This is a genomic window from Flavobacterium flavipigmentatum, from assembly GCF_020911905.1.
In the GTDB taxonomy this organism is placed as follows: domain Bacteria; phylum Bacteroidota; class Bacteroidia; order Flavobacteriales; family Flavobacteriaceae; genus Flavobacterium; species Flavobacterium flavipigmentatum.
The window spans coordinates 2,035,402-2,060,504 of record NZ_CP087133.1 but is presented as its reverse complement, the minus strand read 5'-3'; the positions used below and the strand labels follow the sequence as shown (position 1 = coordinate 2,060,504).

The window sequence follows — 25,103 nt, the reverse complement described above, 5'->3', positions numbered from 1 at the left end:
TATTAGAGTTAGTAATTTGAATAGAAGATTTTCGTTAGATCGTTATGTTGTCACTTTCAACATCTTCCGGCTCTTCTTTATTCGCCCAAATCATGTTATCTATTTCATTAGCCAAACTCTCTAATGTTGGATTGTTAAATAAATCGGTTATCATAATTCTAACATCAAACTGATTATTGATGAGATTAAACATTTTTACTGCTTTTAAACTATGTCCGCCAATCTCAAAAAAGTTATCCTGTAAGCCTATTTTTTCGATTCCTAAAACATTTTCCCAAATCTCCGCCAATGCTTTTTGCGTAGTTGTTTGCGGCAAAATGTATTCTTTTCTGTCTGCCAGTGAGAATTCAATTTCAGGAAGTTTATTTCGATCTATTTTCCCGTTTATATTTAATGGGAATTCATTTAAAAAGACAAAATGACTCGGAATCATATAGTTTGGAACACGAATTCTTAACCAGTCTTTTATAACATGACTTTCGGTGTTTTGATCGGAAACCACATAGGCAATTATGCTTTTTTCGCCTGTTAAATCATCCTTTATGACCACAAGAGCAGAAGTTATAGAATCATGCGTACATAAAATATTTTCAATTTCTCCCAATTCTATTCGATAACCACGCACTTTCACCTGATTGTCTATTCTGCCAATAAATTCTATTGTATTATCGTTTGACCATTTTCCTAAATCGCCTGTTTTGTATAATCTTTCTTCTGAATTGTACGGGTTGTTTAAAAATTTGGCATTTGTTAATTCAGGATTGTTTAGATATCCTCTTGCAATACCATCGCCGCCAACATATATTTCGCCAATAACACCTTTGGGTACCAAACAATGATTTTTATCCATGATATAAACGCTACTATTGCTTATCGGAACACCTATGGGAACAGAGGATTCTATTGGCAAATTGATGGTATGGGTGATAGAAAATGTAGTATTTTCAGTAGGCCCGTAACCATTGATAATGACCAATTCAGGATAAGTGGTTTTTAGTTTCATAATATGATATGGAGATAAAACATCACCACCGCACAATATTGTTTTCAGATTTTGAAACAACGAAATATTTTCGTCTACCAATTGATGCAACCAGCCAGCCGTTAGCCACATTATAGTTACATTTTCGCATACAATTACTTCAGACATATCGTTTGTTGACAATAAGGTATTCTCGTCGCACATCACTAATGTTCCTCCATTTAAAAGCATTCCCCAATACTCAAAAGTAGTTGCATCAAAAGAAAACGAACCTGTAGCTAATAATATTTCTTCTCCTGTAAGATTGATGAATTTGGTGTTTTTTACCAATCTTACTACACTTTGCTGTTCTATTAAAACCCCTTTTGGTTCTCCGGTAGAACCTGATGTATACATGACATAAGCCAAATCATTTGCTTTTGCATATTGAGTTTCAAACTGAGACGAATAGTTTTGCTGTATTTTTACAAATTCTTCAATTAAAGCAACATCAACCAGACATTCGGTATTAGAATCTTTAATAATATAATTAATTCTTTCCTGAGGATAATCTGTCGAAACAGGAACGTAAGCACATCCGCATTTCAACACTGCCAAAATGCTTATCATTTGCCATTCGCTTTTTGGCAAAATAATAGCCGCAAAATCGCCGGTTGTATTCGTATGCTCTTTTAAAAAATTGGCCAGTTGGTTCGCGATCTCATTCAGTTTTTGATAGTTGTAATTTTGGTTTTGGTTTACAAGAGCTGTTTTCTGAGGTGTTAATGCCGCTTGTTTTTCGAACAATTCTATAATAGAAAGCTCTCTCGGATACTCTGTTTGATGACCACTTAGTTCTTCTAATAAATATTTTTTTTCTGATAATGTTAAACAATCAACAGCACTTATTTTCTGATTATTTTTACTGACAACCTGTAATAATATCTGCTCTAAATGATGTAGCAGCGAAGTGATTTTTTGATCAGAAAACACATCTGTATTATATTGCAATGTTATCGTTAGTTGATCTTCCACCATTAAAAAATCTAATGTCAGGTCAAATTTAGAATTGGTGTTATTACCTGTAGCATCATAAGGATTAAGGTCGGATGTTTTTTTGTTTTCTTCCCTAATTGTAACTACTAAATCAAATAGAGGATTTCGGCTGGCATCGTATTTAATATCCAAAGCATTTATTAATTCATCCATTGGAAATTTCTGATGCTCCATTGCCTTCAACACATTGTCTTTAACTTGTGCTAAAATTTCTAAAAACGACGCATTTTCATCAAAACGTGTACGCAATGCAATTGTATTGGCATAGAAACCAATTTGATCAAACAATTCAGGATAATCTCTGTTAAATATCGGACTTCCTATAATAACATCTTCGTAACCTGTATTTTTATTGACCAAAACGTTTGTTATGGCTAAAAAGAACATAAAAAGTGATGCTTCCTGATTGGCGCATAACATTTTTAATTCTTTCAATACCTCTCCTTCTAAAACATTGGAAATTACAGCACCATTATAGGTTCTGATTTTGGGTCTTTTTTTATCTCCCAATTCATTTAAAATTGGTAAATCACCTTCAAATTGCTGCAACCAATACTCTTTGTGAGATTTTAAATCTCCGCTTTTAATTAAATTTTGTTCCCATACAGCATAATCCTTATACTGTATTTCTAAAGGATCAAAATCAGGTTCTTTACCTTCATAATGCTTTTCATATAAAGTATAAAGTTCGTTTACAAAAACATCTGTTGACCATCCGTCAAAAACTAAATGGTGAAAAAGAGCGCTAATAATCCATTGATTATCTTTAAGGCTTATCAATTCAATTTTAATTAACTGACCTTCTTCTAAGTCAAAAGAAACATCACCGCTTTCTTCAATAGCCAGCTGCAAATTTTTTTCTACATCCTGACTTTGTCGCAGATCCTTATGATGAATTTTTAATGGTTTAACTTTTTCTGCCGGAATGATAATTTGTCTTGGTTCTCCGCTTTTTTCGGTAACAAATGCTGTTCTTAAAATCTCATGTCTTAGTATCAGGCTATGCAATGCTTTCGCTAAAATATCTTTGTCTATAAAAATATTTTTAATATCTATTAATCGAATATTGTATGCTTTATTGGCTTCGTCATTTAGTGTACAGATATTCCAGATTCTGTATTGAGAAGAAGATAAAGGATAACTGGCTGCACTTATTGCTTTAGGAATGGAAGTTGTGTTTTTGTTTAATGCCCCATCAATAAATGCAGCTTGTTGTTTTATGGTATGATGTGCATAAATTTCTTTTACAGAAATATGTACATTAAAAGTCGCCAAAATTTGGTTAGAGAGTTTTATCATTTTTAAACTATGCCCGCCCAAATGGAAAAAATTATCATTAACGCCTGTTATTTCCCTGTTCAGAATACGTTTCCATATCGCGGCCAATTTTATTTCTACTTCTGTTTTAGGTTCAACAGATTCTTCTTTTGCATTATTGGTAATTACCGGATAGGGCAATTTTTTAAAATCTACTTTTCCGTTAATCATTAATGGAATTTCGTCTAATTGTATGTAATAATCCGGAACCATAAATGGTGGCACTATTTCCTGAAGAAAAAGAACAATTTCTTCTGTACTTATTGGTTTTACAGCTTTTATGTAAGCTGCAATTTGCTTTTCGTTTTCTGATAGTGCAATTGTTCTTGCAATGGCAAACTCTATATCTTTATGAGATAATAAAGCTTTTTCTATGGCTTCTAATTCTATTTTATATCCTTTAACTTTAACCTGATTGTCTTTTCTGCCTACAAACTCTAGTTTTCCGTTTGGAAGTTTTCTAACCAAATCTCCCGTTTTAAAAAGCTTTAAATTAGGTTTAAAAGGGTTTTTTATAAACTTTTCAGCCGTTATTTCGGGTTTGTTTAAATATCCTTGCGCTATCTGATTTCCTGAAATGCATAACTCACCAATACTGTAAAAAGGACATATTTTTATATTGTCGTCTAATACATAAGCGGCATTATAAACATTGGTTTCGCCTATTACAGCATTTTGAAATTGTTTTACGCCTGGCTGATAAGTTTGGGTGGTGATAAAAACAGACCCTTCCGTTTGTCCGTACAGTACGTGTATGGCGGCGTTAGAAAATACGGTTCTTATTTCTTCTAAAAGCCCCGTAGGTATTTTATCTCCTCCAATAAATATGGCGTTTATATGATTGTATGTATTTTCGTTTTTATTGGTTTTAATATCATCAATGATAGTTTTCATCAAAGTTGGTACTGCATGAAAACTATTGATTAGAGTGAGTTTTTTTGTAAGCTCTGGTATGTCTTTAATTTCTTTGTTAGATAATACAACTGCTTTTCCTTTAGACAATAAAGGATAAAACAATTCAAAAAGAAAAATATCTGATGAACTGGAAGCAAGCAAAGGCATCACAGGTTCCTGATTTAATGAAAAATTTATTTTTGCATTGTTAAACAAAGCGCAAATGTTTCTATGCTCTACAAGTACTCCTTTTGGTTTTCCGGCAGAACCCGAAGTATACATGACGTATGCCAGATCTGAAGGTAAAATATCTATATTGGAAAGAATTAAATCTGTTTTTGGATAGTTTTTAAAACGATTAATCAGTTCTTCGTTGATTACAATACTGCAATTTGCATCCATCAAAATATAATTGACTCTGTCTAACGGCAAATTAACATCTAAAGGAACGCAAACTCCTCCTGCTTTTAAAACGCCCAAAAGCGCGATAACAAGCAAATCGCTTCTCTCTGATTGTATCGCTATAAAATCTCCTAAACGCACTTTACACTGCTTTTTTAGAAAATGTGCAAACTGATCGGCGATTGCATTTAGTTCTGCAAAATTATATTGGTTTTCACCGAAAGTTAAAGCTGTGTGACCTGGTTTTTCTGCTGCTGCAGTTTCAAACATTTCTACTAAAGTATATTCCTGACAATCTATCAAAGAAGCGTGTCCGGACCATAAAAGTAAACTTTCCTTTTCTGATTCATTTAAAAGTTCAATTTCAGAAACAGGTTTTTCGAAATTTTCTACTGCCTGATGTAAAAGATATTCAAAATGTTTTTTTAATGATTCAATATCGTTTTGAATGTATTTTGCGGCATTATAAGTAAAGCGAACTAACGTTTCTTTTCCCGGAACTACAACAAGCGAAAAGTCATATCCTTCGCCTTCGTAAGAGTCGGTTTCTAATAGTTTGATGTTTGCTTTTTTATTTTCAGATGAAAGTTCGCCCGCGATCATTTCTTCAACAGGATAATTTTCAAAAACCATAATATGATCAAATAGCTGTTGGTTTCTGTTGGCATTTAACTGTATCTCTGCAATAGACTGATAATGATACGGTAAACTTTCAATAGATTTTTGCTGCACATTTAGCAAAATTTGTTTTACGGTAGCTTCTTTTTCAAAAAGTACCCTAAGCGGAATCGTATTTATAAAAAGACCAATAATATTTTCTACACCCTGAATTTCTGCCGGTCTTCCTGAAACAATACCTCCAAAAACAACATCGTTAGTATTATTGTATTTTGCCAGTAAAATACCCCAGATGGTTTGAAAAAACACATTTTCGGTAACATTGTTTTGCTGACAAAAGGCCGTTAATTTTTCTCTTAAATCTTTATTTATGGTATAAAAAACTTCTCCCGGTTTATAGGCATTTGTGTCTTGTTTTTGAAAAGGCAAACCTGCTTTTCCCTGAAATCCATCCAAATAATTATTCCAGTATTGTACTGCTTTTTCTTTGTCATTTTTCATTAACCATTTCGCATAGTCTGCATAAGGTTTTATTTTTGGCAAAACATCTTTTTTTCCCTGAAGCAAGCCTTCGTAAATGGTAAAAAATTCTTTGATCAAAATCCCTATACACCAGCCATCCATTACAATATGATGATGACTCCAGATAAATTCATAAATATCTTCATCTGTTTTTACTACCATAAGACGCATTTGCGATCCTTTGGTAAGATCAAAATCATTTGATATATCCTCCTGTTTTAGTGAATCTATGGTATGAAGCGGATTTTCTGTTATATCCAGATATTGAAAATTGGAAGGAACTTCATTTTGAACTACTTGTAAAATATCTTCTCCCACGTTGTCTAAAAAGCAGGTTCTAAGCACATCATGTCTTGCAATCAGTTGGTCATAACTTTCTTTGATAAAATTGATGTCAAGTTCACCTTGTATTTTATAAGATGACTGCTCAAAATACATTGATTTAGAAATTTTCCAATGGAAATAAATTCCTTCCTGTAAGGGAGTAAGAGGATATATGTCTTTAATTTTCATAGCTTTTTTACTAGTATGTTATAGCATTTTATTTAATTCTTCCAAACTACTTATATCTAAACCTTTGTATGTAAAATCAACCGGAGTTAAATGGGTTTCTTTTTCTTCAGAAAGACAGGAAATCAAATATTCTAGTTCTTTTTTATAGCTTTCTTTTAAATTTTCTATGGTTTCATTTTTAAAATAATGTGTATTAAACGAAAGCATAATTTGCAGCTGACCATTAATTAAAATTCCTGATACATCAAGTGTTCCTGTTCTTTCAATGTTGACAGCTATTTCTTTTCCTTTATACTCATCTGTAAATTGAAATATTTGCTCGTCTTTCTTCGATTTTCCTAAATCAAAATCTCCCAGATAATTAAAAGAAACATCTGCTTTTATATTAAAGTCGCATTCTTTTAAGTATTTTAAAATACCAAATCCGATACCTTTATTGGGAATTCTGTGCAGGGTTTCTTTGACTTCGATTAATTGACTGATGTTGTCTTTATTCTTTTTCAGCGCTATCAAAACCGGATAAATTGTGGTAAACCACCCCACTGTTCTGGTTACATCTATCTCTGAATTGATATCTTCTCTTCCGTGTCCTTCCAATTGAATGGTCACATCGTTTACATCGAAATTTTTGCCTATTGCCACAGACAAAGCGGTAATTAAAACATCATTTATGTTGGTTTTGTAGGCTTTGTGTGATTCTGTAAGTAATTTTTCAGTCGTTGAGTGGTCTAGCTGAAAAAGTTTTGTTTCAAAATCTTTATACAGATTATCGCCTTGATAATCAAAGTCTTTAGGCAATTCAGATGTACTAAAACGTACCGTTTCATCCATAGAAGACCAATAAACTTCTTCTTCGATCATGTTCAACGAATTAGCATATTCTAATTGTTTTTCTTGCCAATATTTTAAAGAGTGTGTTTTTAATGGTAATTCTAATTCGTTTCCGGCCTCGTATTGCCCATACAATGTCACTAAATCTTCTAAGATAATTCTCCATGAAACCCCGTCAATAACCAGGTGATGAGAAAGAAGCAACAAATAGTCGATATTTTCTTTTTTCAGTAAAACGGCTTTAAACAATGGTCCTTCTTCTAAGTCGAAAGAAGATTGGTAATCGTCGCAAATTGTATTGAATTGAGTATCATTAACATTCGAATGAACATTCAGCTTGAATTCAAACCCTTCGTTTTTAATTTTCTGAATCCAGGAATTTCCTTCTTCTTTAAATACCGCTCTTAAAGCATCATGATGATCGATTAGTTTTTGAAAAATTTGTGTTAGTCCTTCTTCAGATAACCGCTTCGATGATTTTAACAATACGGATTGGTTAAAATGATTTTGGTCTTGTGAAGTCACTTCGAAGAAATATTTCTGAATTGGCGTAAGTGAAATGATTCCGGTTACAGCATTTTGATCTATTTCCTGTTTCACCAATTTTACATGCAATGCTAATTCCTGTATATTGTCAAACTGCATAATATCTTGAACTGTAAGTGTAAAATCTTTTTGTTTTAGTTTGGATATTATTTGTATTGCTTTTATAGAATCTCCTCCCAAAGCAAAAAAATTATCTTTTATTCCTATGTTTTCTTTTTGCAGTATTTCATGAAATACATTTACCAGAGTAGCTTCTACCTCATTGGTTGGAGCCACATAAGCATCATTGTTTAAGGAATGTTCGTTGGCTAAAAGTAGTAATGCTTTTTTATCAACCTTACCATTTGGCAATAATGGAAATTCATTTGAAATCGTATAATTGCCCGGTAATGCAAATACCGGTAATTGTTCTTTAAGATGTTTTTTCAGGTCTTCGAGATTTATGGCAGAACTGGTTAAAAGGTGTGCTGTTAAAGTACCTTCGCTGTACGTTACTACTGCTCCATCAATACCATTAAAATTTAAAATTGCATTTTCAATTTCTCCCAGTTCCAGACGATTTCCTCTAATTTTGATTTGATTGTCTTTTCTGCCTAAAAACTCCATATTTCCATCTGAAAATCTTTTGGCTAAATCTCCTGTTTTGTACATTTTAGTTCCAAGCTCAAAAGGATTGTCAATAAATTTTTCTTTTGAGAGTTCAGGATTGTTCAGATATCCGCTTGATAAACCTTTGCCTGCAATATGAATTTCTCCAATAAGTCCATCAACAGAAAGTTCGTTATTGTCATTTAAAATATAAACAGCACTATTGGCAATTGCTTTTCCGATAGAAGGAATAAACTCCTGTGTTGGCTCATATACATAATAACTTGCCCAAACGGTACATTCAGTTGGTCCGTATTCATTAAAAAGTTTCGCCTTTTTTAGAGTCGCTGTATTTTGATGCAAATCGACCAATAATTTGGTACATTCTTCGCCTGCAACAATAACATTTCTTAGTCTATTATCGCGCTCACTTAATTCGTTAATCAGTAGTTGATAATAGGAAGGAACTGTCAGTAAGTGAGATACTTCTTCTTCTATAATAATATCAACAATAGTATCAATGTCTGAAACCCTGATTTTAGGGGCAAAAACTAATTTTCCTCCTCCTGTTATAGTTCCAAAAATCCCAGCAATAGAGCTATCAAATGATATTGATGAAAGCAATAAAAAAGCATCAACATCAGGATAAGTATCAAGTCTTGCAATGGTCGAAAACATTAAATTTTCATGATCTATAACTACACCTTTTGCATTGCCTGTTGATCCTGAAGTATAAATTATATACGCAATAGCATCTGGTGTAACCTGAGCCTCAAATTGCGTGCTTTCTGTCGCAAGAGAATCCATTTGAATATCTGTGGCGAAAATTTCTCCCGAATAAAAATCCAGATCAAAAATATAATCTGATTGTGTGATCAGCACTTTTAGCTGCGTATCCTGAATAATATGCTGAATTCTTTGTTTTGGATATTCAGGATCTATAGGTATATAAGCACTTCCGGTTTTTAAAATTCCTAAAATACAAACTAATACATTTTCAGAATTGTTAATCATTAACCCTATAAAATCATTTTTTTTGAGGTCATAATTTGCTGATAAATAATTTGCAAACCTATTCGATTCTTCCTCTAATTCTTTGTAGGTCGACTTTTTATCTTTAAAGGCCAAAGCTATGGCGTTGGGCGTTTTTTGTACGTGTTCCTTAAACAAATCCAATATGGTTTGTTCGGTATTAAAAGAAAGAAAATCCCCTTTAGAAATTTGCAATAGGTGCTGTTTTTGCTGGTCTGAAATATGTTCTAATTTATAAATTTGCTCACTAGGATTATCTACAATTGAAGTCATTATAACAGAAACATGATCTGCAATCTGATGTACTATTTTTTCTGAAAAAACATCTGTATTGTATTGAATGTTTACAACTAAATGATTGTCTTCTTTATAAAAACTAAAAACCATATCGAAGCGACTGGTGCTTAATTTTTCTTCAAATTCATAAGCCCAAACTTTAAGACCTTCTAAACTTTCGCTTTTTTTATGATTATCATTTTCTCCGTAAATAACCTGAACATCAAAAAGCGGATTTCTGCTTGGATCTCTTCTTAATTGTAACTCTTTTACCAATGTCGCAAAAGGAAACATTTGATGCTCATAAGCACCAAGCACTTGCTTTTTGGTATACTCTAATAATTCAAAAAAAGTGTTTTCTTTTTTAAACTGCATGCGCATGGCAAGCGTATTTCCGTAATACCCTATTTGGTTTTGCAAATCATCATCTTCTCTTCCCGAAACAGGAGTTCCGATTATGATATCTTCCTGAGTTGAGAATTTATATAATAGAGTATTGATTACAGTGGTCAATCCCATAAACATGGTGGCTCCATTATCTCTTATCAGCTTTTCAATGGCTTCAGATAATTTCAACTCTATTTTTTTTTCTACTGTACCCCCGTTGAATGTTTGCAGAATAGGTCTTTTTTTATCGACAGGCATAATTAGAACCGGCAATTCTCCGGTAAATTGATTGAGCCAATATGCTTTAAGTTCCTCATACTTTTTACCTTTAAGCTGCTGGTTTTCCCAGTCAGCATAATCTTTATATTGTATTCTTAAAACATTTAGTTTGCTTGCTCTGTTTTGCTTTTTAGAGTTGTATTGCTCCAGGATTTCGGTAATGAATATATTCATAGACACAGCATCTACAATAATGTGATGAATGGTGTAAATAAATGCCCATTTGTTGTACTCTAGTTGATAAAGCTTTGTTTTAAAAAGTGGTCCTTTTGATAAATCAAAAGGAATTACAGAATCTTTAGCAATTTGCTCTTTTAAGATTTCTTCAGCATGAGCTGTATTTTGCAAATCACAATTTTCGATAGAAAAATCAATAATTTCAATTTCTTTAACAACCTGATTGACATTCCCGTTTACATCTTCTTGAAAAACAGTTCTCAAACTTTCATGTCTTAAAACTACTTCATTTAAGGCTTCGTTTAAGGCTTTATAATCTAATGTTCCTTCAAAAATATATCCTCCAACAGAATTATAGGCTACATTTCCTTTTTCGGATTGACATAAGATCCAAAGTCTTAACTGTGATGAAGACAAAGGATATTTTGCATCTGAACTTACGGTAACTTTTGGAATGATGCTCCCTTTGTCATACTTGTATTGATTGATAAAACTAATTAAATCAGCTTTGTTTCTTTTAATTTCATCAATTATGTCTTTTGTTAATACACCAGCGGGTGCCTTAATGTCAAGATTATCGTCTTTTATGTCAATATGAATGTTCTGTTCTTTTAGTTTTAAATATAAATCTGATATCATAGGATGAATTATTAAAGGAAATAAATTGATATTAGTCTTGTGTTGTGAAGGATTTAATAGGAATTAATACGTTAGCACATTTTGCTTAAATAATTCTTTTTCAGCAAATAATCGTTCTGCTACAATACCTCTGTTTCTGCAATCTTTCATCAGCATATTCGATTGTACGATTGGGTTCGATTCGTCTGTGTATTCAACATCAAGAATGTGTCTTACCCAAGGCTCTTCTCCCATGGCATATACATAAACTTCTTTGACATTAAAACAGTTTACCATCTTGATTCCTTCGTCATAATTACTGCCTCTTCCTCTACGACTAAAGTCTTTTTCGCGTTCTTGTTTGGTAGTAAAAATGGGTCCGTAAACCCATGAAGCAGGTGCGCCGTCACATTCCATTCCCATAAACAAAACATCTACATCGCCAATAATTTCATGAACATGTTCGTACAATTCCGGCGATTGATTGCAGGAATCAGCTACAGCTAACAGAGAATATCCATCTAATTCTACGTGATATGAAAGTTTACTGTTGATATGAATATCATGGTGTTCACCAATAAATGGAATTCCTGTAATTTTAATACCATCGATTGCTGTTACGGTTTGTAATTCTTCTAATTCGATAATATTTTCGAATCCAAGATTTCTTAATAATAAGTTTAATGATGGATCTTGTATGGCTCCTCCAATGCTTTTTCCGACAATTATGTTTTTTACTTTATGTCGTATTTGCAGCATGGTTTCCATCAATATATGGTCGTGATGTCCGTGTGTAATTAATACATAATCTATTTCATCAGGCAAATCATCATACGTATATCTTGACACATCAGACTCGTAGGTATAACTCAAAACAGGATCCAGAACTATAGAATGTTCTTTGGTTTCGATTAAGATACAGGCATGACCAAAGTATCTGATACGCATACTGTCTCCGGTATATTTTTCATACTTTTTAGGTGCTGAAGTAGTAAATAAATCTTTAAATAATACCTCATCATTTTTATCAATATTCAAAAGGTTTGCAATGTACTCAAAGGTTTGAGGCTCGCGTTTCATTTTAAACAATTCGTCAATTTTATTAGATTTAAAAGGCAATTTAAGCTCCAGTGCCGCCTCTAGGTTGGATAATCTTGGCGTAGAAAAAATAAAAGGCCTGTCGGCATCTTTATTAATTAAAGACAGCTTTACAGATTGAAAAGATTCTATATAATATGGGCTTGCATAGATCAAAGGTTCGTAAAACCTGAAGTCAGGTCTGTGATGTCTGTCATAATACAATTCTACATAGCCTCTAATTGCCGAAGGAACCTCTTTATAAAGTGGCTGCATCAAATATCCAGAAGCCTTTTTCTTCAATAATTTGTCTAGCTCTTTTACGGCATCAACAAATTCAAAAAGAGGATCTGCTAATTTTTTAGTGTTGATTAAAAGCGCTTCAACTTCAGCAACGTGCTTTTTGTCTAAATCTATAAAAGGGCCACCTCTAAAAGCAGGATCTTTTACGGCTGCCTCGTGTATACTTGGATCGTTTATATACGATTCCATGATAGGAATGTATCTGTTTACTACATTAAAACCCGTCAGAATTGGCGGGATAATATGATGCCAAGCATACCAATTTGAAATCAAAGGCTCTACTTGTACGTTGTTTTTCAGATATATTTTTTGAGTACCCATTTTAGAGATGTTTTATAGTTTTAAAAAAATATGATTAAATTATACAGAGATATTTTCGAAGTCATCGCTGATAGCAACCTCAGCGTTAACGATTTGTGCTTTCTTTATTTCAGCGCTCATTTCTTCCAGAGTTGCATTATTAAAAATCGAAATAAGATCGAGCTTTACGTTAAATTCAGCTTTTATTCTTGTAATCAAATAAGTGGCTTTTAAACTGTGCCCTCCTATTTTAAAGAAGTCATCCAGCAAACCTATTTTATCGATTTCCAGTACTTCTTCCCATAAAGCTGCTAACTGAATTTCAACTTCGTCTCTTGGTGCGAGATAGTTTCTAGAATAATTTTCGGTTATAGATTTATTCTGTAAAAGTTTCTTTTTGTCTATTTTTCCATTTATGGTAAGCGGAAATTCTTTTAAGCTTATAAAATGTGACGGAATCATATATTCAGGAAGTTTATCTTCTAAAAACTCTTTGATTTCATCTGTATCTGCAGCTGCATTCAAAACAAAAAATGCAATGGTTTCCTTAATTCCTAAACTGTCTTCTTTGACTACCACAACCGCATCTTCAATCACTTCATGCTGTTTGATAACCGTTTCTATTTCGCCCAGTTCAATTCTAAATCCTCTCACTTTTACCTGATCGTCATTTCGTCCGGCATATTCAATGGTTCCGTTAGTTAACCATTTTCCTAAATCTCCGGTTTTGTATAATTTTTCACCTTTAGTAAATGGATTATCTATAAATTTCTGATTTGTCATTTCAGTATTGTTTAAATATCCATCAGCTAAACCGGTGCCGCTTATGTAAATTTCACCTATAGCTCCAAGCGGAAGCAATTTTTCATTTGCTCCAAGAATGTAAGTTCTGGTATTTGCAATTGGAGATCCTATTGGGATATTTGAAAGTTCAGAAAGCTGATTATTATCTGTAATTTTATAGATAGTAGCACAAATACTAGTTTCTGTTGGACCATAAGCATTAAAACAAGTTCCGCCAAAATCAAGATATTTCCTAACATCTTCACTCACAGCCGGTTCTCCCGCAGTTACTAACTTTTTTAAATTTTTGATTTTATCAAGCTTTAATAACTTTAAATAAGATGGCGAAATGGTAGCAAAATTAATCCCGTGCTCTTCAATATAGTTTTCCAGTTCTTCGGTGTCTTTTTTCACATCGTCTGTTATGATATGCAATTCTCCACCGGAAGCCAATACGGTAAATATTTCTGAAATAGAAGCATCAAAAGAAAACGAGGCTAACTGAAGGGCTTTTTCTTTATTTTCATTCTCGAAAATTTCTATTTGCGATAGAATGGTATTTGAAATAGCGCCATGTTTTACAGGAACTCCTTTGGGAAGACCTGTTGAACCTGAGGTGTAAATCAAATAAGCCAAATGATCTGCTTTGACAGAAGATGAATCTAAGATATTACTGTACAGTTTTTCCATTGATCTGAAATCATAAATTTCATCAGAATCGATTACTAATTTGCAATCGCTGTTTTCAATTATGTAATCAATCCTTTCCTCAGGATATGCTATGTCAATTGGTACATAAACGCCTCCGCTTTTTAAAACTCCAAGTAACGAAATGACATTCCATTCGCTTCTGTTTAATTTAACTCCAACGAATTGATTTGTTTTTATACCGTATTTTTTCTTTAAATAATTCCCCAGTTTATTTGATAATTCATCTAGTTCCTGATAGCTTATTTTTTTGTCTTCAAAAACAATTGCGGTTTGTTCCGGTGTTTTTGCTGCCTGTTTTACAAAAAGATCAAGTAAAGTATCCGGATAGGTACTGTAATCTTTTGTTGTATTATTGAATACATTTAAGATTAAATTTTTTTCTTCAGAATTCAGGAATGGTAATGCAACCAGAGTTTTATCAGCACTTAATATTATCTGAGTTAGAAGTATTTTTAAATTTGATATTATTCGTACAATCGTTTCCTGAATATATAATCCAGATTTGTACTGAATTTGCCCTTCTAATTGCCCTTCGTTTTCTATGAAGTTGAATACTAAATCAAACAAGCATTTTTTTAGGGTTACATTATCGTATTCAGCAATTTGCAGGTTTTCTATTTCAAGTGCTTTTTTATCAGCTTCTATAGAATTGTCTCTTAATACAAACCAAACATCAAATAAGGGATGCCTGTTGCGACTCATTTTAAGATCTAAATTGAGAACAAGTTCATCAAAGGCAACCATTTGATTCTCTTGTGCATTTATAACACTTTGCTCTACTTTATGAAGTAAACTTATAAAATCACTGTTTTCATCGAATACAGTACGCAAAGGAACCGTATTGATATAAAGTCCGATTTGGTCTTCAAGATCTGTATGTATTCTTCCTCCAATTGGTGTACCAATAGTGATATCCTGTTGGTTGGTATATTTGTATAATAATGTTTTAACCAAAGATAAAAGTCCAGTAAAAACCGTAACAGAATGGCTTTCACAAAATTTTTTGAATTTTGAGAAAGTTTCTTTTTCTATTATAAAATCAACCGAATCTCCCTGATAGGCATTAATTAATGCTCTAGATTTATCTGTTGGAAAGTCTAATACTGGCACTTCTCCTTCAAACTTTTTCAGCCAATGCTGCAGCTGATTTTTATAATCGTCTGTTTGAAACTGATCTGTTTGCCATTGCGCGTAATCTTTATACTGAATTTTTAAATCTGCAGTGGCTAATGCATTATTTCCTTTGACCAAGGTTTGATAATTTGATACAAATTCTTTTGTCAAAACATTCATAGACAATCCGTCGCTGATGATATGATGCATCACGAAAGAAAACATCCATTGATCGTCTTTTATTTGGTATAACTTTAATCGCAGTAAAGAATCTTCTTCCAGATTAAAAGGCTGATCTATTTCCTGACCAATCTTAGCATCGATAACATCTTGAGAATATTGATTTTGTCTAAAATCTACAATCTCCAGGTTCAGTAAACTTTGATTAAAATCTTTGATATATTGTTTAACAATTCCGTTTTCATCTAATCTAAAAACAGTTCTTAAGCTTTCGTGTCTTTTTATTACTGCGAGAAAAGCTTCTCTAAATACAGAAATATTTAAAATTCCGTTAAACGTAAATACTTTATACATGTTCAAAGCCACACTAGCATCGTCTAAGTGAGACAACAACCATAATCTTTTTTGTCCTGACGAAAGCAGGTAATTATTGTTTTCCGGAACTTTTTTAATTTCCTGAAATATGGTGGTATTAGCCTCAGCTATTTTTTTTGCTAGACTTTGGATGTTTCTGTTTTCAAAAATATCTCTCAGGTTAATTTTTACATTGAACTCTTTGTTGATGATATTAGATAAATGTGTCGCACTAAGACTGTGACCGCCAAGTGTGAAAAAATCTTCTACAATACCAATCTTAGAATTGTTTAGCATTTCTTGCCAAATAGCAACGAGTTTTTGCTCTGTATCATTTTGAGGAGCAACATAAGGAACTGTTGTTTTGATACTTATTCCTTCAATACTGCGTAATTTGTTTCTATCAACTTTGCCGCTATTGGTTAACAGAATTTCATCTACCACAACAAAATGAGACGGAATCATATAAACAGGAAGTTTATTTCCTAACCATAAATTAAGTTCTTCCTTAACCAGTTCAGCATTTGCAACAATATATGCTACAAGATATTTATCACCGTTGGTTTCGTGTGTATGATCTAAAACTACCGAATTTGTAATTTGAGGATGCTTGTTTAACGCTGTTTCTATTTCTTCGAGTTCGATTCTAAATCCTCTAATTTTTACCTGAAAATCTTTTCTGCCCAGGTATATTATATTTCCATCTGGAGACCACATTCCAAGGTCTCCGGTTTTGTACATTTTTTCTCCCGCATGAAACGGATTCGCTACAAATTTTTGATTAGTTAACTCCGGATTGTTTAAATAACCAAGAGCCAGTCCTTTTCCGGCAATGCAAATTTCTCCTGTTAAACCAATTCCCTGAATTTCTCCCGAATCACTTAAAATATAAATCTGCGTATTCCAGATAGGTTTCCCGATTGGGATAATTTCGTTGCCTTTTGCCGTATTGAAATACGTAACATCTATAGAAGCTTCTGTTGGTCCATAAAGGTTATAAATTGGTGCGGCAGTTATTTTTGTATACCAATCATTGACTGTTGTTGGGGTTAAAGCTTCACCACTGGCTATAACTGCACGTAGACTCAACAATTTATTTGCTGTTTTTTCGGTATTGGCTAAAGAAGCTATAAATGCATTAAGCATGCTTGGCACAAAATGCAGAGAGGTTACAGCATGAGTTTCTATTAAATTTAAGATGCGGATCGGAGATGAAATATCCTCCTGCTCGCAAAGTACCATTTTGGTTCCCCAGCACAAAGGCATAAAGATTTCCCACACCGAAACATCAAAAGTAAAAGTGGTTTTTTGTAAAATAACGTCGTTAGAAGAATAGTTATATTCGTTCCACATCCAATCTATTCTATTGGTAACACCTTCATGCGTAATCATACAGCCTTTCGGATTTCCGGTAGATCCTGACGTATATAGTACGTAGGCTAAATCAGTAATCTTATTGGTATTCTCAGGATTATTTTTTGGAAAAGAAGCCAATTCTTCTGAAATGTTTTCTAAAGCATCTTCATCAATTAAAAACTTGCATTTACTGTCTGCTATAATGAAATTTATTCTTTCTTCCGGATATTGTGATTCTACGGGAATATAAGTTCCTCCTGCTTTGATTATCGCCATAATCGCAATAATCATGTTTTCGCTTCTTGGTAGTTTAACCACTACAAAATCACCTTGGGTAATATTTTTTACTTCACGTAAATAATACGTGAGCTGATTTACTTTTTCGTTTAATTGTGTAAACGTAAATTCTTTGTCTTTGAAACAAAGTGCGGTTTGGTTGGCTAACTTTTCTGCTTGTTTTTCAAACAAAACATTTAAAGGAGCACAAACCTGATTATCGTATTGAGTGTCGTTAAAATCTACAATCAGTTTTTTCTTTTCTTCCTGATTTAGAAGAAAAAGGTTTTCTATTGTCTCCGTTGGAACAGTCACAATTAAATTTAATAAATGCTCAAAGTGAACTGTCATTTGGTCAATAAAAAAGGCATCGTATAAATCTGTATTGTAAACGATGCTTAATTCTAAATTTTCATCAACCTCAACAAAGTTGAATAGTAAATCAAACTTACTGGTTTTGTTTTCTGTTTCTAAAGCATCAACTGTTAGATTATCTCCAATGGTTTTTACGTTTACATTTTCAGTATTTTGTAAAATCAGGAAGATATCAAATAATGGATTTCTGCTTAAGTCTGTTTCGAGTTTTGCATCTTCTATTAATTTATCAAAAGGATACGATTGATAATTATAAGCTTTGAGCGTTGTGTCTTTGATTTTCTTTAAAAACGATTCAAAATTATCTTTGGGATCTATATTAGAGCGTAATGCAATGGTATTTAAGTACAATCCTAATTGATTGTGAAGCACTTGTGTCTCACGTCCGGCAATAGGAGAACCAACAATAAAATCTGTTTGACTGGTATATTTATAAAGTAATATTTTTAAGGCTGTCAACAACCCCATAAATAATGTACTTTCGTTATCAACACAAATTTTCAGGAACTTCGCACTAACATTTTTGTCTATTTTTCTATAAACCGTGTCGCCGTTATAGGTTTTTAATACAGGTCTTGTTTTACTAAAAGGGAAATCAAGTTTTGGAATTTCTCCAGAAATCTGCGATGTCCAGTATTCTTTATGTGCTGCAAAGTAATCGTCATTGAGTAATTTTTGCTGCCATATTGCATAGTCTTTGTATTGTATGCTTAATGGTTCTTTAGTAATTGTATTTCCTTTTTCTAATGCTATATAATTTTCTAATAATTCGCTTATTAGTACGCCCATAGACCAGCCATCGCTAATAATATGATGAATCATAAAAAAGAAAATCCATTTATGATCAGCGATTTGATAGACGATACTTTTTAGGAGAAAATCTTTTTCTAAATCAAAAGAATAAGACAGTTCGTGTTGTATTAATTCGTTTACGTTTGTTACTGCATTTCTAATATCTATGTTGGCTACCTGAAATTTTACTTCTCCAAAAGGAATTATTTTTTGTGCAACGGTGTTTTCATTGTTTACAAACTGTGTTCTTAAAATTTCATGACGTTCTATAACAAGCTGAAATGCATTTTCTAAAGTTTTTACATTCAGATTGCCTTCAAAAGTATATATAGCCGGGACATTGTACGCTAAATTAGATTCCTGCATCTGACTTAAAATCCACATTCTGTATTGCGAAGAAGATAATGGATAGCATTCTAAATCGGCTGATTTTAAGATTTCCGGCAACGCAGGTTTTAATGACTGCAGGTTTTTATTGCTAAGCAAAAACGCTGTCAGTTCTTCTTTATGCTTTTTTATTTCTTCAATGAGACTATTGTCTATCGTAGATTTTTCTGCAAAAACTTTCAGCTTATGGTCAACTATTTCAAGTAAAATTCCTTCTCCCTGTAATTTATCAATTAATTTTTTCATTGTTTTATTTTAATTTTCAGAGGATAATTTTTCAATTTTAAAGTATAATGTAGGGTGTGACTATCGGGCTTTATATTCTCGAAAGACAGTATTACAGGTCGATATCTATTTCCTGAAGATCTTTTTTGTTTGCCGTTAACTGCTCTTGTTTTTGAATGAAATTAAGTTGTTCGGCCATTGTTTCGATAGTTCTAAATTGAAATACATGTCCGATACTTATTTCAATACCAAAACTTTCCTGAATCATATTGGCTAATTTTACGGCTCTTAAACTATGTCCGCCTATTTCAAAGAAATCATCTGTTATGCTGATTTTTTCGATACCTAGAACTTCTGTCCAAATTTCAGACAGTGTTTTTTCGATTTCGTTTCTGTACGATACATATTCCCTTTCTAGTTGTGCTAAATCAAAATCCGGAAGAAGGTCTTTATCAATTTTTCCGTTTTTATTTAAAATGAAATCATGTACCTGAATAAAATAGGTTGGAATCATATAAAAAGGAAGCCTGTCGCTCAGATAGGTTTTAAGGTCTTTTTTATTTATTTCATCATTTGCCTTTACGTAAGCAATGATAAATTTCTCTTCGACTGCTTCAGCTACTTGTTTTAAAACCACTACAGCTCCGTTTATATCCGGATGAGTGCCTAAGGTTTTCTCAATGTCATTCAATTCAATTCTATATCCGCGAAGTTTTACCTGACTGTCTTTTCTTCCAAAAAATTTAATATTACCGTCTGGCAGCCATAATCCTAAATCGCCTGTTTTATAAACCCTTTCATTGTTTAAACTATCCGGATTAAGGAATTTTTCATGATTTAATTCTTCTGCATTTAAATAGCCTAAAGACAAACCATCACCTGCCAGATATATTTCTCCAATAACTCCTAAAGGGCATAAATGCAAATTCTGGTCTAAAATATAAGCCTTAGAATTGTTGATTGGTTTGCCAATCGGAATATCATCTTCTACTGGCGATGTGATTTTGTATGTTGCCGAAAACGTCGTGTTTTCTGTAGGTCCATAACCGTTAATTAGGTTTACTGCAGGGAAAGTTTGGAGTAATTTACTAATGTGTTTAGATGATAATTTTTCGCCTCCTGCAAGTATATTCGTCAGGTCTTCAAAAAGCATTATATCCTGATCTGCAAACTGGTTTAATAATCCAGCTGTAAACCACATCGTATCTACTTTTTCTGCTTTTATTAATGTCGAAAGTTTTTTTGTATTTAATAAATCTTCTTTATCACATAAGACTAACTTTTTACCATTCAGCAAGGCTCCCCAAAATTCGAATGTAGAGGCATCAAAAGATACAGAGCCTGTGGACAATATGGCGTTTACGGTATTAAAATCAATATAATTGGTGTTTTTAACCAGTCTGGTAACACCTTTATGTGATACTAAAACCCCTTTTGGATTTCCTGTAGAACCGGAAGTATACATTATATAAGCAGGATCTTCAGGCTGATTTTTATTTTGCTGAAATACAGCACTTTCTAAAAAATCTAACTGAACGTCTATCGCGACAATATTTCCATCAAAAAAATCAAGATCAAACATATACTCCATTTGAGTAATGATTGTGTTGGTATCAATATCGTTTGCAATAAATTGTTTTCTAATCTGAGGGCTTTCTACATCAATAGGAACATATATGGCACCTGCTTTTAAAACGCCAAGTATGGTCGCAATAAAAAGCTCTGATTTATCTAAGATGATTCCGATTTTGTCTCCCTTTTTTACTCCATATTCTGTACTTAATAAATGAGCTACTTTATCAGAATTATTGTTTAATTCCTGATAGGTTAATTGTGAGTTTTTATACACAACTGCGATATGATCAGGAGTCTTATTTACCTGCTCCTGAAACGCATCAACAATATCCAGACAAACTTCAGGGTTAAAAACTCCGGAACTAAAGTTTGATGAAAGAAGATTTGTTTCGCCAATTGATAAATACGGAATCGCTGCAATTGTGTGATTTGGATTAACTGCTGCTGCTGCCAATAAGCTTTCAAAATGTTTTTGAATTTGATGAATAAAAACTTCATCAAAAATATCTGTGTTGTAAACTAAAGTAAACTCCAGCCCATTTATTGTTTCTACAAAATTGAAAGAAATATCAAATCGGCTAACAGATGCTTTAATTTTTTCATACAATGCTATTTCAAGACCTTCATTACTTAAAGCATTTATTTTTTTATCTAAATCGGCATTTTGCAAAACAACGGTTGAATCAAACAAAGGATTTCTGCTGATATCATGTGTCAGGTCAAGATCTCCAATTAATTTATCGAAAGGATAAATTTGATGTTCGTATGCTTCCTGAGTCAGCTTTTTTACATTTCGGAATATGTTTACTAAAGAATCTTCCCCTGAAAACTGGCAACGCAATGGCAGTATATTAATAAAACATCCAATTTGTTTTTCTAAGTCGGCATGATTTCTTCCTGTAATCGAACTTCCCAGAATAATATCTTCCTGATTGGTATATTTATAAATCAATACATTTACCATAGATACGAGTCCCATAAACAAAGTCAGGTTTTCGCTATTTAATACATTCTTGAAATTTTGTAAAGTTGTATGGTCAATATTTACAGTAAGACTATCACCATTATAAGTTTTAATTTTAGGACGAATTTTACTTTTTTGAAGATTTAAAACCGGTAACTCGCCAGAGAATTTTTCGATCCAGTAAGCTTTATGAACCTGTAAAGTTTCATCCTTTAATTCTTCATTTTGCCACGCTGCAAAATCTTTGTACTGTATTCTCAGAGGTTTTAAATTTGTTGGAGTATTATTTTTATGAGCCTGATATAAATGCAACAGTTCTTCAATAAAAACCTCCATAGATAATCCGTCACTAATAATGTGATGCATAACGCATACCAAAATCCATTTGGAATCCTGCACTTGCACTAAAGTCACTTTTAAAAGCGGTCCTTCTGATAAATTAAAAACTACCTGAATTAAATTACGAATTGTATTTTCTAATTCATTTTCTGTACGATCTCGCAAATCAATGCAATCAATAGTAAAATTACCATTTTCATGTGATATAATTTGTCTTAACTCCTGGTTTTCATTTTCTTTAAAAGAGGTTCTAAAACTCTCATGTCGTGCTACTATTGTTTTAAAAGCAAAAAATAAGGCAGACTTGTCCAGATTTCCTTCAAAAACATAAGTACTCGGAATTGTATAGGCTTTGTTGGCTTCCTGAAATTGACTTAATGCCCAAAAACGTTGTTGAGATGATGAAACCGAATAACTTAGCTGCTCCTGTAAAGCTTCTATTTCTTTAAAATAACTTTCCTTGGCTAATAATATGGTTTCTGAAATTGCTTTAATATTTCTGTCTTCAAAAACATTACCGATATCAATTTTTACATCCAGGTTTTTATGGATCATTGATACCAGATTCATCGCTTTGATACTATGTCCGCCAATATCAAAAAAATCATCTGTAATGCTTATATACTCTTTATCAAATAGTTCTGTCCATATTTGATATACAGCTTTTTCAATTTCAGTTGTAGGCAAAACCAATTCTCTTGTTACTTCTTTCTTAGATTTTGCCAGTTTGACTAATTCTTTTTCATCTGTTTTCCCGTTTCTGTTTAATGGTATTTGCGGCACTTGGGTAAGATGCGACGGAACCATATATTTAGGAAGTTTTTGAATTAGATAAGAATGAAGTTCATCGGGACTGATATTAATATCTGCAACAAAAAAAGCACTCAAAAATTTAACATCATGAAGGTCTTTGTTTACCAAAATCACAGCTTCGCAAATGGTGCTAAAACTCGTTATTTTACGTTCTATTTCTCCTAATTCTATTCTGAAACCTCTAATTTTTACCTGGTTATCTCTTCTACCTAAGATTTCTATACTACCATTTGAAAGCCATTTGCAGATATCTCCTGTTTTATACAATAAAGATTTTTTTGAATACGGATTTTCGATAAAACTTTTTGATGTAAGTTCTTCTTTATTTAAATATCCCGCTGCAACTCCTTCTCCGGAAACATAAAGTTCACCTGAAATACCAATAGGCTGCAATTTCAAACTTTCATTAAGAATATAACATTGTGTATACGAAATTGGTTTTCCTATCGGAATGTTTTGTGCTTCTTCCAAAACTTCATCTACAGGGTGAAATGTTGAGAAAGTGGTATTTTCGGTAGGACCATAAACGTGTATTAATTTTCCACTTCCGTTATGATTGATGAATTTTCGAACATGCGATACAGAAACCATTTCTCCGCCAAAAAGAATTTTTCTCAATTTACTAAGACTTTCAATATCAGTATCAACCATAGAATTGAACAAGGCAGTAGTCATAAAAACAACCGATATTTCGTTTTGTGTAATGGCCTGAAACAGTAACTCAAAATTTAATACCAGATCTTTCTCCGGAATGTGTAAAGTAGCTCCATTTAATAATACGCCCCAAATATCAAATGTAGAACCATCAAAAGCAGGATTTGAAATGGCCAAAATACGATCCTGAGATTCAATTTTGATGTAATTGGTTTCTTTTACCAGTCTTACAATGCTTTTCTCTTTTACCACAACACCTTTAGGCACTCCCGTTGATCCTGATGTGTACATGATGTAGGCAATGTCTCCTTTAACATTTATGTTTTCCTGATTTGTGTTGGGAATATTTTCTTCATTTAGCATCACATCTGCACTAAATAAAGGAATTGAATAATTAATGATATGGCTTAGATATTCTAATTGAGTTATGATAACTTTAGGCTGGGTATCAGACAACATATAATCCAGTCTTTCTTCTGTAAGATTATAATCTAAAGGCAAATACCCCGCACCGAGTTTTAAGGCAGCAATAAAAGCGAGGATTGTATAATCTGAGTAATCTGTCATTACTCCAATAATATCACCAGATTTAATTCCGTAATCTTCCTGCAGACAATAAGCCAAATGATTGGCTTTGTGGTTCAACTCTGCATAAGTATATTTTTTTCCTTTATGTACTAAGGCTATATTACTTGGCGTTGCCAAAACCTGCTGGTGAAAAACAGTTATAACACTTTCTTCAATTCTTTTTTCAGATTCTCCGGAAAATTCAAGTAATTGCTGTTTTTCAAAAGCTGTAATAAATTCAATTCCACTGATTTTAGTATCAATTATATCGCTTATATTTTCAAGTATATAATTGTAATGATGTGTTAGGTTCTCGATAAAAAAACTGTCGTATTTTGCAGTATCGTAATGGATTGTTATTGATAATCCCTTAACATTTTTATCATCTATTTCCAGGCAAAGTCTTGCCTGAGCCGTTAGCGTATTTTTATTGTTTAGTTCTTTATAGATAAAGGCATAATGAAGATATTCTTCCTGAGTTACTTCAATATTCGAAAATTCATTATGAATTAATTCAAAGGAAATAGCATCATAAAGCAGCGTTTCTTCAATTTCTTTTTTGGTCGCATTTACAATATCTTTTAGCGAATTTTCATTAGATACCGGTGTATGAAAAAATACTACTGTATCTTTTTCGTGTTGTATTTTCTGTAAATGAAAAGGAGATGAAGCCACCCAGATTAGCTCATTATTGGTATATCTTTTTAGTAAAGCATTAAAAACAGACAAATAAATGGTACCAGCTGCAATAGTGTTTCCTCCTGATAATTTATTGACTTTATCTAAACATCGGTCATTTAAAAAAATACTATACTTACCAGAAGGTGTTTGCTCATATTGGCTAAGTAAATGATTGGTATCATTACTGTATTGCTTTATTTTATTAAACCAATAATCTTGTATGATCTTTTTATCTTTCATGATGTCGTATTATTAATGGAA

General features: G+C 32.6%; 5 protein-coding genes. All 5 read right to left on the bottom strand.

Annotated elements, in window-relative coordinates:
- Nucleotides 1–34: 34 nt before the first annotated feature.
- Nucleotides 35–6,283, bottom strand: a complete 6,249-nt coding sequence (locus tag LNP22_RS09155; RefSeq protein WP_229976264.1) for a non-ribosomal peptide synthetase — start codon at nt 6,281–6,283, stop codon at nt 35–37.
- Between the two features lie 18 nt (nt 6,284–6,301).
- A complete protein-coding gene (locus tag LNP22_RS09150) occupies nt 6,302–11,038 on the bottom strand; it encodes a non-ribosomal peptide synthetase (RefSeq protein ID WP_229976263.1) in 4,737 nt (1,578 codons plus the stop codon).
- A gap of 63 nt (nt 11,039–11,101) precedes the next feature.
- Nucleotides 11,102–12,718 (bottom strand): MBL fold metallo-hydrolase, encoded by a 1,617-nt coding sequence (locus tag LNP22_RS09145; protein ID WP_229976262.1) that lies wholly within the window; start codon nt 12,716–12,718, stop codon nt 11,102–11,104.
- A gap of 39 nt (nt 12,719–12,757) precedes the next feature.
- A complete protein-coding gene (locus LNP22_RS09140) occupies nt 12,758–19,270 on the bottom strand; it encodes a non-ribosomal peptide synthetase (RefSeq protein ID WP_229976261.1) in 6,513 nt (2,170 codons plus the stop codon).
- Nucleotides 19,271–19,361: 91 nt separating this feature from the next.
- Complete coding sequence (locus LNP22_RS09135; protein WP_229976260.1) at nt 19,362–25,082, bottom strand: non-ribosomal peptide synthetase; 5,721 nt, start codon at nt 25,080–25,082, stop codon at nt 19,362–19,364.
- Nucleotides 25,083–25,103 lie beyond the last annotated feature (21 nt).

Excerpts from the sequence above, each read along its gene's own strand:
- LNP22_RS09155 (WP_229976264.1), bottom strand. The coding sequence starts at position 6,283 with ATGAAAATTAAAGACATATATCCTCTTACTCCCTTACAGGAAGGAATT.
- LNP22_RS09150 (WP_229976263.1), bottom strand. The coding sequence starts at position 11,038 with ATGATATCAGATTTATATTTAAAACTAAAAGAACAGAACATTCATATT.
- LNP22_RS09145 (WP_229976262.1), bottom strand. The coding sequence starts at position 12,718 with ATGGGTACTCAAAAAATATATCTGAAAAACAACGTACAAGTAGAGCCT.
- LNP22_RS09140 (WP_229976261.1), bottom strand. The coding sequence starts at position 19,270 with ATGAAAAAATTAATTGATAAATTACAGGGAGAAGGAATTTTACTTGAA.
- LNP22_RS09135 (WP_229976260.1), bottom strand. The coding sequence starts at position 25,082 with ATGAAAGATAAAAAGATCATACAAGATTATTGGTTTAATAAAATAAAG.